Genomic DNA, 12,202 nt, shown 5'->3' on the forward strand with positions numbered 1-12,202 from the left:
CGGGCACCGGCGTTCCCAGACGGGAGCGCCGTGATCCGGTTATTCGGAAGCCTCGGTAAAGGTCGCCAGGTAGGCGATCACGTCGTTCCGGTCATCCTCCTTGCGCAGGCCGGCAAAGGCCATCTTGGTGCCCTTGGCATAGCTGCGCGGCTTTTCCAGGAAGGCCGCCAGTTCCTCGGGGGTCCAGGTCTTGCCTTCTTCCGCCAGGCTTTTCAGCGCGCCCGAATAGTCGAACCCCTCGACAGAGGCCGGGGCGCGGCCGACGATGTCGTTCAGGACCGGGCCGACGCGGTTCTTGGCGTCGGGGCCGACCTGGTGACAGGCCTTGCACTTGCGGAACACCTTTTCGCCGGCCTCGGGGTCGCCGGCCATCGCGTGGCTTTCGGCGGATGCCACGACGGGCAGCAGGGTCAGGCAAGTGACGGACAGGAATTTCTTGATCATTGGTTGCTTCTCTCCGGTGGTCTTTTCAGTTCAGCCGCTCGGCATGCCAGGCCACATGGTCGCCGGCAAAGGAGTTCACGAAGAAATACGAATGGTCGTATCCTCGGTGAATCCGCACCTGACCGGGCTGGCGCCGACGCGCCATACTGTCAGCAAGTACTTCCGGTTTCAAAAGGTCAAGGAACTGATCACTGGCACCTTGGTCCACTAGCAGATCGCCTTTCCATCCGAACTCGTCCAGCAGCAGCGCCGAATCATGCTGCGACCAGGCGCTTTCGTCGTCGCCGAGATAGGCGCTGAGCTGCTTGCGGCCCCAGTCGGACCGTGTCGGGTTGGCGATCGGGGCAAAGGCGGACAGGGATTCGAACAGGCCGTGATTGCGGATCGCCATGGTCATCGCGCCATGCCCGCCCATCGAATGGCCGGTGATGCCGTGGCGGTCCTGCACCGGCAGGTTGCCCAGCACCTCGGCGCGCAGTTCGGTCAGGATATAGTCGTACATCCGGAAGTTCTGCCGCCAGGGATCGCGGGTGGCGTTGACGTAGAACCCCGCCCCCTGCCCCAGGTCATAGGCCTCGTCGTCGGCCACGCCCTCGCCGCGCGGCGAGGTATCCGGAAACACCACCGCCAGCCCGTGCCGCGCCGCGTGTTCCTGGAAACCGCCCTTGGTCATGGCGTTTTCATGGTTGCAGGTCAGCCCCGAGAGATACCACAGCACGGGCACCGGCGCGTCCTGCGCCTGTGGCGGCAGGTAGACCCCAAAGGTCATCTCGCAGCCGCAGGTGTTCGACGAATGCCGATAGACGCCCTGCACGCCGCCAAAGCTCCGGTTTTCTGACACGATCTCCATGGATCAGAACTCGACGACGGCGCGGATCGACTTGCCCTCGTGCATCAGGTCAAAGCCGTGGTTGATCTCGTCCAGGGTCAGCTTGTGCGTGATCATCGGGTCGATCTCGATCTTGCCGTCCATGTACCAGTCGACGATCTTGGGCACGTCGGTCCGGCCCCGCGCGCCGCCGAAGGCGGTGCCGCGCCAGACCCGGCCGGTGACCAGCTGGAACGGCCGCGTGCTGATTTCCGCCCCCGCCGGCGCCACGCCGATGATGATCGACTCGCCCCAGCCCTTGTGCGCGCATTCCAGCGCGGCGCGCATCACCTGCACGTTGCCGGTGGCGTCAAAGCTGTAGTCGGCGCCGCCCTTGGTCAGCTCGACCAGGTGGGCGACAAGATCGCCCTCGACCTTCGAGGGGTTCACGAAATCGGTCATGCCGAAGTGGCGCGCCATCTCTTCCTTGGCGTCGTTCAGGTCGACGCCGACGATCTGGTCGGCCCCGGCCATGCGCAGGCCCTGGATCACGTTCAGACCGATGCCGCCCAGGCCAAAGACAACCGCGCGGCTGCCGATCTCGACCTTGGCGGTGTTGATCACCGCGCCGACGCCGGTGGTGACACCGCAGCCGATGTAGCAGACCTTGTCAAAGGGCGCGTCCTTGCGGATCTTGGCCAGCGCGATTTCCGGCACGACCGTGTGGTTGGCGAAGGTCGAGCAGCCCATGTAGTGATGGATCGGCGTGCCATCCAGCATCTTGAACCGCGTGGTGCCGTCCGGCAGCAGCCCCTGCCCCTGCGTCGCCCGCACGCTCTGGCACAGGTTCGTCTTGGGGTTGAGACAGTATTCGCATTCCCGGCACTCGGGCGTGTAAAGCGGGATCACGTGGTCGCCCACCTCCAGGGTGGTCACCCCCTCGCCCACTTCGACCACCACGCCGGCGCCCTCGTGGCCCAGGATGGCGGGAAAGATCCCCTCGGGGTCGGCGCCCGAGCGGGTGAATTCGTCGGTGTGGCACAGGCCCGTCGCCTTGATCTCGACCAGGACCTCTCCGGCACGCGGGCCGTCCAGTTCCACGTCCATGATTTCCAAGGGCTTTCCAGCCTCGACTGCCACAGCGGCACGCGTTCTCATTCTCTGTCCTCCCACGGCGCCGCACAGGTTTTTCCGGCGCCTCTTGCGGTAAAGTATTGATGAGCCCCCTGCGACAAAACAACCAATACAATGGTGGGTATACCGCTGCATGGACTCGTTCCGCGGCCCCGGGCATAGTCCGGAAACGGGAGGACAGAGATCATGAAAGCCCTTAGGATTTTCGCCGTTCTGGCCGTTTTCGGCCCGCTCGGCCCCGCCCAGGCGGCCGATTTCTCGGACCCGACCTGGCCCTGCATTCAGCGCAAGGTTGACCGGATGTCGATGGGCCTGATGTGGCCGATCATGCCCGACGAAAACGTCACCCCCGACGCGGCGGCGCAGGCGGACATCACCGAACTGGCCGAGCTGCTGGCCCTGCGCCGGATCGAGGTCGCCGACCTGGAGGACGAGGTTGCCGGTTTCGCCGCCACCTACGAGGGCGATCCGCAGATCCTGACCCGCGTCTTTGCCGAGGTCTTCGACACGCTGGCGCAGCGGCGCAGCCGGATCATCGAGGGCATCGCGGAATTCTCGCTCAGCCAGATCGAACTGTCGGAAAAGATCGATTCGGACCGCGGCGAGATGGACCGCCTGCTGGCCGCCGAGGATCCGGATTTCGACCGGGTCGACGCGCTGGAGGAACAGATCGACTGGAACCAGACGATCTATACCGACCGCCAGCAATCCATCACCTACCTCTGTGAAACCCCGACCCTGCTGGAAAAGCGGCTCTATGCCGTTGCCCGCCTGTTGCAGGCCCAGATCCGCGAGGACGGCTGACCGCCCGCCCCCCGGAACAGGCCCTTTGGACATGCGGCGCCAATTGGCATATATTGCCAATACCAAGTCACAGGAGCCTGACATGGCCACCCGCAACGTTGTGCTGACCGATCCGCAATCGCGCTTCATCGACGATCTCGTCGCCTCGGGGCGCTACCAGAACGCTTCCGAGGCGCTGCGCGCCGGGCTGCGCCTGCTGGAACGCGAGGAAATCGAGCTGCAGGACATGCGCGCCCGGCTGATGCGTGGCGTCGAACAGGCCCGCAACGGCGACCTGGCCGAGGGCACGGGCGAAGAGGTCCTGCGCCGCGCCTTCGGTCTCTGACCCCGCTTGCGCCCCTTTGTCCTCACCCGGCAGGCGGAAACCGCCCTGCAGGACATCGCCCGCTGGACGGCCGACACCTTCGGCCCCCACCAGGCCCGCCTCTACGGGCAAGAGCTGATCGACGGCTGCACCGCGCTGGCCGGGGGCCGCGCCCCGTCGCGGCCCTGCCGCCGCCTGATCGACCCCGCCCTGCCCGAGGATCTGCGCTTTGCCCGCGTCGGCCAGCATTTCATCGTCTTCATCGACGCGCCCGAACGCATCACCATCGTCGACGTGCTGCATGTCCGCGCCGACCTGCCCCGCCGGCTGGCCGCGCTGGGGGACGACGCCCCCTGACCCCCTGCCCGCGCGCGCAAAAGTGACCGGGGCAGACTTTCCGCTGAGTTCGCAGACCGGCCCCGCTGTGGCAGACTGCACGCGGGAGGAACCATCACCATGAGACATGCCATCCTTGCGGCCGCCTGTATCGCGCTGCTGTCGTCCCCTGCCCCGGCGCAGGACAATCCGCTGACCGACAGTCCCACCTGGCAGGACATGAAACTCGACGTGCTGGGCGACCGCCCGGTGTCACAGGCCCCTGCCCCCTTCGCGGTCGAGGCGCCCTATCGCGCCACGGACGCGGCCATGGTGCCGCTGGAGATCACCCAGACCGACGCCTCCGTCCCGATCAGCGCCGCCACCATCGTCATCGACGAGAACCCGGCCCCCGTCGCGGCGCGGCTGGAATTCTCACCGGCGATGCTGCCGCTGGACTTTGCGCTGAACCTGCGGGTGAACCAGTATTCCAACGTCCGGGTGATCGGCGAGACGCCGCAGGGCCTCTACATGGCCGGGCGCTTCGTCAAGGCCTCGGGCGGCTGTTCGGCGCCGGCCGGGGGCGACGCGGCGCAGGCAATGGCGGCGATGGGCCAGATGCGGCTGGACATGGCCGACAGCGGGGCGCGGGTCTCGACCCCGCGGCGCACGGCGGAAATCATGATCCGGCACCCGATGTATTCCGGCCTGCAGCGCGACCAGGTCACGCAGCTGTTCATCTCGGCGCATTTCATCGACCACCTCGAGGTCTGGCAGGGCGACGAGATGCTGTTCAGCCTCGACGGCGGGATTTCCGTCTCCGAGGACCCGGTGTTCCGCTTTGCCTATACCGAGAACGGCGCGCCGACGCTGAAGGTCATCGCCACCGACACCGAGGGCAACACCTTTGCCCGCGAGCTGCCGAAACTGGCCGAGGGCTGACACCCGGAACGCAGGATTGGGCGAAAGCCGCGCGTCGCAGACGCGCCCCCTGCCCTGCTCAGAAACAGACCAGTTCCGCCTCGACCTGGGCGCGGCGCATGTCGTCGACGATATGCGCCGCCGCGACAGAGCTGTTGAAGACCGCCATGCGTTCGCCGCCCACGCGGCGCATCGACAGCACGGTTTCCGCCCGCTCGTAGGCCTCGAACGGCAGGATCGAGGCGATCTCGTCGATCGAGCAGGCGCATTTTTCCAGCGCGACGCGGGTCTGCCCGTTCACCGCCATGCAGGCAAAGATGTAATCCGCCCGCGCCACGGTGGGATAGTCGTTCAGCCGCTGCGCCGCGCTTTGCGCCAGCACCGCGCCCGGCAACAGGGTCAGGATCAGCGCCAGCGCCCTCATTCCTCCACCCCTTCAAACCGCACTTCGGAGCGATACACCGTGGCCGTCTCGGGTCCGGAGGTCTCGGCGGTCAGCGACAGATACCAGCCCGGCACCTCTTCGGACATGACGACGCGCATCTCCAGCTCGCCAAAGCCCTTCATCCGCGCCCTGTTCGGATCCTCGGCAAAGGGATGCAGCCGCACGATGCGCACCGGCACGCTGCGGCCGTCGAAGGTGGCTTCGCCCTCTTCGACCTCGGTCGGGGCAACCAGCGCCTCCTTGACGCGGTTGCGGATGTAATAGGGGCTGCCGCCCGCCGCCTCGGCCATGTCGCGGATCACGCTTTCGTAGAAATACATGATCATCGGGTTGCCGACGCTGGCCGGGAAACGGCCCAGCCCGCGGTGCCTGTCATTCTTGCGGAATTCCAGCCGGGCCAGCGGATCGTCCGTGGCGCCCAGCGTCAGGGCGATGTCGCCGCTGTCGCGCTCTGCCGCCTCGGGCGACAGCGCGTTGGTGACGGCGCGCGAATAGATCAGCGTCGCCTCGGCGCCGATCCCGTCCAGCGTGCCCTTGCGGAACAACAGGTCATAGTGTTCGCCCGGCTCCACCGGCGTGGCCTGCACCGGCGCGGTGGCAAGGGCCGCGGCAATGCAGATCGCGGATAGAAGTTTCATGTGATGTGCCTCCCTGCGCCCAGAGTATTCCCCTGCGTCTCGCTGTCATGGCCGACTTTTGTCTGTGCCCGTTCATGGGCCTGTTCCTGTGCCTGTTCCCGGGGCTGATCATGGTCCTGATCCGGGTCCTGCGCCCCGCCCTCCAGCACCGGGCCCGGCGATTGCCAGCGGATCTTCCATTCGATCAGCGGCCGCAGCTTGGACAGCTGCACCGGCTTGTGCATCACGGTAAAGCCCAGCTCTGCCCCCTGCCGCCGGATCTTTTCGCGCCGGTCGGCGGTGATCACGATGGCGGGCACATGCACCCCGGTTTCGCGCCGGATCTCGGTGATGGCGCGCACGCCGGTGTCGTCGCCGTCCAGCTGGTAATCCGCCAGAACGATGTCCGGCGCCAGCCCCATGTCCCGCACATGCATCAGGGCCTCTGCGGTCGAGGGCGCGGCCAGCACGCTGGCGCCCCAGTGTTCCAGTTTCTGGGTCATGGCAAACAGCACGTCCGGGTCGTTCTCGATCACCAGGATGATGCGCTCCAGCTCCAGGTCGGTGTCCGCCGGCGCCACTGCCTGCGCCTCGGCCGGGACACGGCGGCCCGGCACCCGGTCCAGCTCGATGCAGAACAGCGAGCCGACCCCGGGTTTCGACCGCACCCACAGCCGATGGCCCAACAGTTTGCAGGCCCGGTCCACCACCGACAGGCCCAGCCCCACGCCCGAGGCGAGCGAGACGTTTTCCGCCCGGGCGAATTCCTCGAAGATGCGTTTCTGATCCTTCAGCCCGATGCCGATGCCGGTATCCCAGACCTGCAACACCACCTTGTTGCCGCGGCGGCGGCAGCCCACCAGCACCCTGCCCCCCGGTTCGGTGTACTGGATCGCGTTGACGACAAGGTTCTGGATCGACCGCAGCAGGTAGACCGGATCGGAACAGACCAGCACGTCCGAGGGCACCACCGACAGGCGCACGTTCTTCTGTTCGGCCAGCGCGGTCTGGTCCTCGTAGATGCCCTGCATCAGCACGCCCAGGGAAATCTCGCTGGGGGTGACGGCGCTGGGATCGGCGCTTTCGAGGCGCGAGATGTCCAGCAGCGAATGCAGCAGTTGCTCGGTGGAGCCGAAGGCCCCGTACAGCCGTTCCACCGTGGCCGCGAATTCCGTGCCTCGCGTGCGTTCCTTGAGCGTCGCCAGCAACAGCTTGGCCGCGTTCACCGGCTGCAAGAGGTCATGGCTGGCCGCCGCCAGGAACCGCGTCTTGGACGAGACCGCCGCCTCGGCCCGTTCCTTGGCCAGGCGCAATTCCTCCTCCACCCGGGCCTTTTCCTCGTATTGTTCGGTCAGGCGGCGGTTGGCCTCTGTCAGTTCGGCGGTGCGTTCCTGCACCCGGTTTTCCAGGATCTCGGTGGCGCGGCTTTCCAGCGTCACGTCGGTCAGTTCCACGAGGAACCCGTCATCCGGAAGCCGGTTGACCTGCAATTCCAGCACCCGGTCGGTGCCGTGGCGGATGCGCTTGCGCAGCCAGCCTTCCTGTTGCAGGTGCCGCCGCCAGGCCTCGACCCGCAGGTCGGCATCCTCGGCCACCAGCGCGTGATTGCGCATGAAATCCAGCAGCCGGCTGAGGGTCGTGCCCTTTTGCAACAGGGTAAAGGGCAGGCCCAGCAATTGCCGGAACTGCCGGTTGTACATCATCACCTCGCCCGAGGAGGAAAAGGTGCAGACGCCGGATGTCATGTCCTCGAAGGCGGCCTGGATATAGGCCGCCTGCCGGTCGATCAGGTGTTCCTTCTCGGATCGGTTCTGCCGCACGATCGAGGTGATTTCCGTCAGCAGAAGCACCACGTTCGACGAGGCCGTGCGCTGTTGGCTGAGCTGGTACCAGCGGTCGCCGCGCAGCTCGATCACCGCCGAGCGGACAGAGGCGCCGGCGCGGTCCTCGGGGGCGAAAATGCGGTTGATGCCGCGGTCGGTCGAGACCAGCGCGCGGCTTTGCATCATGTAATCAAGATAGTCTTCCAGCCGCAGCCCCTTGCGCACGCGAAAGGCCACGTCGGGCAGGAAGGTGCGGAACAGCACGTTGCAGATGTCCAGCCGCCCGCCGGTGAACAGGGCGAACCCCTCGCCCATCGCCGACAGCGCATCCTCCAGCGTGCGGCGGGCGCGCTCGCGGTCGTAGCGGACGCTTTCCAGCTCTGTCGCGGCGCGTTCCAGGTCGCGGGTCTTGGCCGCCACCTGCGCCTGCAGCTCGATGGCCGACTGAAAGGCGCTGTAGGCCGAAACGCCGACATCGTTGCTGCGGTTGGCGCGGCGCATCAGCGCGTCGATGATCTTGGCCTGCCGGGCGATCTGTTCCTCGGGCGGGGCGTTTTCGTCGACCAGGCTCATCCCAGCGCCCTGCCCGCCGGGTCGAAGAAGGCGACGCCGACAAAGGTCTGGTTCATGTGCACCCCGCAATGCTGTTCGCCATAGGTGTTGAAGCCCAGCACCCTGTGCGCCCGGAACAGCGCCGAGGCATCGGCGCCCAGCTGTTTCTGCTCGATCTCCAGCTTGCGCAGCACGCAGTCGAAGCCAAGGATGAAATCCGGCGTCAGCCCGCCGGGGCCCGAGACGCTCAGCCCCGCCTCCAGCGTCTTGATGATCTCGGTGCCCTTGCCCAGGGTCAGCACCACCCCGTCGTCGATGGCGGCCAGAAAGGACAGCGCCTGCCCGTCCTTCACGCTGCTGATGGCGCGGACGTAGTAATTCTGGTTGTAGCGCACCAGGATCGGGTTCTCGGCAAAGATCTGCGGCGACAGGTCCGCGACCCCGCAGCCCACCAGCCGGGCATATTCCTGCGCCGCCGGGGCGCCGTTGATCTCGTTCACCAGCCGTTCCTCGGGGTCGGCATCGGTGATCACCAGTTGCGTCTCCGTGGGCAGGAAATGGTCGAAGCCGATGCCCTGGAACTGCAGGTCGGTTTCCAGCAGCATCAGCAGCGCCACGTTGCTGCGGAACTGCCCGTTGTGCAGGATGTAGGTTTCCCCGAAGGACAGCCCGTCCCCGGCCGAGCCGCCGAAGACCGGCAGGTCGTCCAGCACCGTTTCCAGCGTCGAGATCAGCAGGTCTTCCTGTTTCGACAAGCCGTCCGACAGGATCAGCGCCAGCCGGTTCCAGCCGGCGGTGCGCTGGAACCGCACCGCGTGGCGTTTCGCCTGCGCCGCGATCTCGGTGATCGAGATCGGCTTCAGCGGTTCGATCAGCAGCGAGGCACAGCGGAAATGTTCGCGCGGAAAGGCGATCAGCTGCAACGCGCCGGTTTCATAGCCGCGCGCGGTAATCTGCCCGGCGGTGGTGCAGCCAAAGACCGGCACGCCCCCCATGCGGCGGGTCAGTTCCTGCGCCATCACCTCGCGGTCGAAACTCTGCGGCATCAGCGCCAGCACGAAACAGGTGTCGCGCGGGTCGATACAGGCCGATGCCTCGCGCACGGCGGCGGCCGTGTCCGCCTGCGTCGAGACGCCGACCCGCACATGGGCCGGAGAGATGTCGTCGTCCCGCATCCTACCGGCTCAGGAACGCCTGCGCCTCCGGGTCCAGCCCCGCGGCACCGGACATCGCGTTTTCCATCATGACGGCGGCCTGGGTGCGGTTCTGCACCCCCAGCCGGCGCAAGAGCGCGGTGATATGCGCCTTGACCGTGGCCTCTGCCAGCGACAGTTCATAGGCGATCTGCTTGTTCGGCTTGCCGGCGCAGATCAGCTTCATGATGCGTTTCTGCTGCGGCGTCAGCTCGGCAAAGCGGGGGTTCATCTCGGCGGCATCGCCGGGATCGCTGGGCTGCGGCGCCGATTGCAGGATGTCCTTGGGGAAATATTTCCGCCCCGAGGCGATTTCCGTCAGCACCGAGGCCAGCACCTTGGCCGAGGCGTCCTTGGGCAGAAAGCCCGCCGCCCCCTCGCGCATCAGCGTGCGCACCAGTTCCACCGAGGCCAGCGAGGAAATCACCAGGATCGGCGTGCTGGCCATGCGGTCGCGCAGCTCCAGAAAGCCGGAAATCCCGGTCACGTCCGGCAGTTTCAGGTCGAACATCACCAGGTCCGGTTCCAGCCCGCCTTTCAGCAGGGCCATCGCCTCTTTCAGCGTGCCGGCCTTCTGCACGGCGCAATCCGCAAAGACGATGCCAAGCGCGGCGGCCAGCGCGTCACTGTATAGCGGGTGGTCGTCAACAATGAGAACGGATGAGAAACATCCATCCGGCACGGCGCCCGTGTCTTGATACATTTGCCTTTCCTCCCAGGTTCCGAAGATACCCGAAGATCGCCCCTTGTCCATTTTTTCCGTGACGCTGACGGCTTTGCGCGATGCCCCGCCGGGGCACCGCGCCGCCGCCCGGCCGAGAGGGCTCAGGCCAGGGCGCCTTTCTGCTTGGCGACATGGGTGGCGATCACGTCCATCAGGGCCGGCGACAGGCAGTCGTAGGGCGGCAGCCCCAGTTCCGTCAGCCGGCCGCGGATCTCGTCCATGCGGTCGGGCGGAACCCCCGATTCGATGATCGACGAGACGAAGGCGGCGAATTCCGGCGCCGCCCAGCCGGTCTTGTCCGACAGTTCCGTGTGCACGAAATCCAGCCCGTGGAACGGGTGGCCGGTGTTCTCGACCCGGCCATACATGTGCACGCCGCAGTCGCGGCAGGCGTGGCGCTGGATCGCCGCCTCGGTGTCGATGATGTCCAGCTTGTCGGCGTTCTCCGTCACCTTGACGTGGTCACGCCCGACCACCGCGACCTGGCTGAAGATCGCGCCGTCCGGCTTCCAGCACTTGGTGCAGCCGCAGACGTGGTTATGCGCGGTCTGGGCCCCGACCTCGACCTTGACCGGGTTGCTGGAACACTTGCAGGTCAGCGTCCCGCCCGAGAAACCCGGCGCCGTCGGCGGGATGCCGTTGTCCACCTGGGGGTGGATTTTCACATGGGTGTATTTCGGGGCTGGCGGGTCCGTGTCCGCGCTGTCTCCGCCCCCAAAGAGCTTGTCGAGAAGTGCCATTTCCGTTCCTCCCAATGATGACGGCATGAAAATGCCGCATCCTTCACAGCGTGAGGCACGAGGGGGGAGTCTGGCAATTCAGCCGATGGTATCGGCCTTGGCGCGGGCCTCAGCCGGGTCCGGGACCGCACTCCGGCGCCAAGAGCGGCGCGTTCGCCGGGTCCGCCATGCTGACCCGCGCGCGCTGCGCGAGGTCGTCAAAGGCGCGGTCGATATAGTCGAGAAACCCCGCCTCGTTGGTCTGCTCGACCGGCGCGCGGGCCACGGCGTGCATCATGAACAGGTCAAAGGCGCACAGCCCGCGCGGGTTGGACTGCAGCAGGGCGCGCATGAACTCCGGCGAGCCCCAGCGCAGGCGCGACAGGTCGGTCGGCACCTCCTGCAGCTTGGACAGGAAACCGCCCTGCCGGTCGAATTGCAGCACGTCCATGCCAAAGGTGAAGGCCTGGAACAGTTCCTCGATCAGGATCGAACGGTAAAAGGCCCGCGCCAGCGCATCCGCCGGGCGGTATCCCTCTTGCTGCACCATGATATGCGTGCCCGTCCCGCGCCGCCCGAAAAAGGTCTGCGCCATGCCGGGCGACAGCACCGGGTAGTGCCGGCCGCCGGGCAGGCCCAGGGCGTAGACCTCGTTCAGGCGGGCGATGTCGCGGGTCAGCGCGGCGTCGGGCGGATCGCCGGAATAGAGCCGCAGGACCACGGTGCGCCCGGTGCCGCAGGCGCGCGCCGATGGCCCGGCATAGCGGCTGGGCAGGCCCTTGCCATGCACCTGCGCGGCAAGGTTGCCAAAGGCGGCGATCACCGCGCGCGTGTCCTCTGACGGCGGGTCGCCCACGATGCAGAGCGCCGCCCCCGCCAGGTCGCGCCCGTTGATATGCACCGGGATGTCCCGGCGCATCCGGCGGTCGCGCAATTCATACAGCCAGCCCTTTTCCGCCAGCGCCAGGTAGGCGGCGCGATCGTCGGCGGCGGCGGCGCAGGTCATGGCCAGAAGGGCGGCAAGGATCAGGCGGACCAAGGGGGAACTCCTTTTGGGTGGAGTTAGCCCCGCCCGCGGGGGCGTCCACGCGCCGCGCGGGCTTTCTTGGCAAATGCTTGTCAGGAAAGGGTTTTCAGGGGTCTTACCCGGCAAGCCGGCAAGGGGACCTTACCCGTGGGTAAGGCCCCTGCCCCGTCAATCCTCGTCCAGCGCGGCGTAGAACGCGGCCACCGCGCGTTCCAGGTTGCGCCGGTCGATGGCCGAGAAATCGCGGTCGTCGCGCAGCTCCAGCCGGCCCTGCGAGGCGTTGCAGCGCGCGATCCCCTCTGGCAGCGCGACCTGGAAGGTGGTCTTGGGCTTGCGCGGCCTGGCCTTGGCCTGGGCGGTCTTACCCGTGGG

General features: G+C 66.8%; 14 protein-coding genes and 1 pseudogene. 4 read left to right on the plus strand and 11 right to left on the minus strand.

Annotated elements, in window-relative coordinates; all coding sequences use genetic code 11:
* Positions 1-39: 39 nt before the first annotated feature.
* The 3 genes from RBB42_RS24470 to RBB42_RS24480 are packed head-to-tail and all read right to left on the minus strand — an operon-like array spanning position 40 to position 2,410.
* The gene (locus tag RBB42_RS24470; protein WP_305971984.1) at positions 40-444 is read right to left on the minus strand and encodes a c-type cytochrome; all 405 of its coding nucleotides are present in this window, start codon (positions 442-444) and stop codon (positions 40-42) included.
* A 25-nt stretch (positions 445-469) separates the two neighbouring features.
* On the minus strand, positions 470-1,294 hold the full coding sequence (gene fghA / locus RBB42_RS24475; protein WP_305971983.1) for an S-formylglutathione hydrolase: 825 nt from the start codon (positions 1,292-1,294) through the stop codon (positions 470-472).
* A gap of 3 nt (positions 1,295-1,297) precedes the next feature.
* Entirely contained in the window at positions 1,298-2,410 is a 1,113-nt protein-coding gene (locus tag RBB42_RS24480) for an S-(hydroxymethyl)glutathione dehydrogenase/class III alcohol dehydrogenase (protein ID WP_305972023.1), read from the minus strand.
* A gap of 162 nt (positions 2,411-2,572) precedes the next feature.
* On the opposite strand from RBB42_RS24480, the gene RBB42_RS24485 reads away from it, so the two are divergent.
* From RBB42_RS24485 to RBB42_RS24500, 4 genes are all read left to right on the plus strand, one after another.
* Positions 2,573-3,190 (plus strand): hypothetical protein, encoded by a 618-nt coding sequence (locus RBB42_RS24485; protein ID WP_305972022.1) that lies wholly within the window; start codon positions 2,573-2,575, stop codon positions 3,188-3,190.
* An 82-nt stretch (positions 3,191-3,272) separates the two neighbouring features.
* Positions 3,273-3,515, plus strand: a complete 243-nt coding sequence (locus RBB42_RS24490) for a type II toxin-antitoxin system ParD family antitoxin (protein ID WP_305972021.1) — start codon at positions 3,273-3,275, stop codon at positions 3,513-3,515.
* Between the two features lie 6 nt (positions 3,516-3,521).
* Positions 3,522-3,851 (plus strand): type II toxin-antitoxin system RelE/ParE family toxin, encoded by a 330-nt coding sequence (locus RBB42_RS24495; RefSeq protein WP_305972020.1) that lies wholly within the window; start codon positions 3,522-3,524, stop codon positions 3,849-3,851.
* A 99-nt stretch (positions 3,852-3,950) separates the two neighbouring features.
* On the plus strand, positions 3,951-4,751 hold the full coding sequence (locus RBB42_RS24500) for a quinoprotein dehydrogenase-associated SoxYZ-like carrier (protein ID WP_305972019.1): 801 nt from the start codon (positions 3,951-3,953) through the stop codon (positions 4,749-4,751).
* A 58-nt stretch (positions 4,752-4,809) separates the two neighbouring features.
* Here RBB42_RS24500 and RBB42_RS24505 read toward each other — a convergent pair whose 3' ends face one another.
* The 8 genes and pseudogenes from RBB42_RS24505 to RBB42_RS24540 form a co-directional block, all read right to left on the minus strand.
* Positions 4,810-5,154, minus strand: a complete 345-nt coding sequence (locus RBB42_RS24505; RefSeq protein WP_305972018.1) for a hypothetical protein — start codon at positions 5,152-5,154, stop codon at positions 4,810-4,812.
* A complete protein-coding gene (locus RBB42_RS24510; protein ID WP_305972017.1) occupies positions 5,151-5,813 on the minus strand; it encodes a hypothetical protein in 663 nt (220 codons plus the stop codon). The genes RBB42_RS24505 and RBB42_RS24510 overlap by 4 nt, the downstream gene beginning before the upstream one ends.
* A complete protein-coding gene (locus RBB42_RS24515) occupies positions 5,810-8,188 on the minus strand; it encodes an ATP-binding response regulator (protein ID WP_305972016.1) in 2,379 nt (792 codons plus the stop codon). The genes RBB42_RS24510 and RBB42_RS24515 overlap by 4 nt, the downstream gene beginning before the upstream one ends.
* Entirely contained in the window at positions 8,185-9,342 is a 1,158-nt protein-coding gene (locus tag RBB42_RS24520) for an FIST N-terminal domain-containing protein (protein WP_305972015.1), read from the minus strand. Before RBB42_RS24520 ends, RBB42_RS24515 begins: the two co-directional genes overlap by 4 nt.
* A gap of 1 nt (position 9,343) precedes the next feature.
* A complete protein-coding gene (locus RBB42_RS24525; RefSeq protein ID WP_305972014.1) occupies positions 9,344-10,063 on the minus strand; it encodes a LuxR C-terminal-related transcriptional regulator in 720 nt (239 codons plus the stop codon).
* Between the two features lie 122 nt (positions 10,064-10,185).
* Positions 10,186-10,824, minus strand: a complete 639-nt coding sequence (gfa, locus tag RBB42_RS24530; RefSeq protein ID WP_305972013.1) for an S-(hydroxymethyl)glutathione synthase — start codon at positions 10,822-10,824, stop codon at positions 10,186-10,188.
* 109 nt (positions 10,825-10,933) lie between these two features.
* On the minus strand, positions 10,934-11,842 hold the full coding sequence (locus RBB42_RS24535) for a hypothetical protein (RefSeq protein ID WP_305972012.1): 909 nt from the start codon (positions 11,840-11,842) through the stop codon (positions 10,934-10,936).
* Positions 11,843-11,998: 156 nt separating this feature from the next.
* Positions 11,999-12,202: pseudogene (locus tag RBB42_RS24540) on the minus strand (replication protein); the annotation flags it as partial.

Source organism: Mameliella sp. MMSF_3455, assembly GCF_030733205.1.
Taxonomy (GTDB): Bacteria; Pseudomonadota; Alphaproteobacteria; order Rhodobacterales; family Rhodobacteraceae; genus Antarctobacter.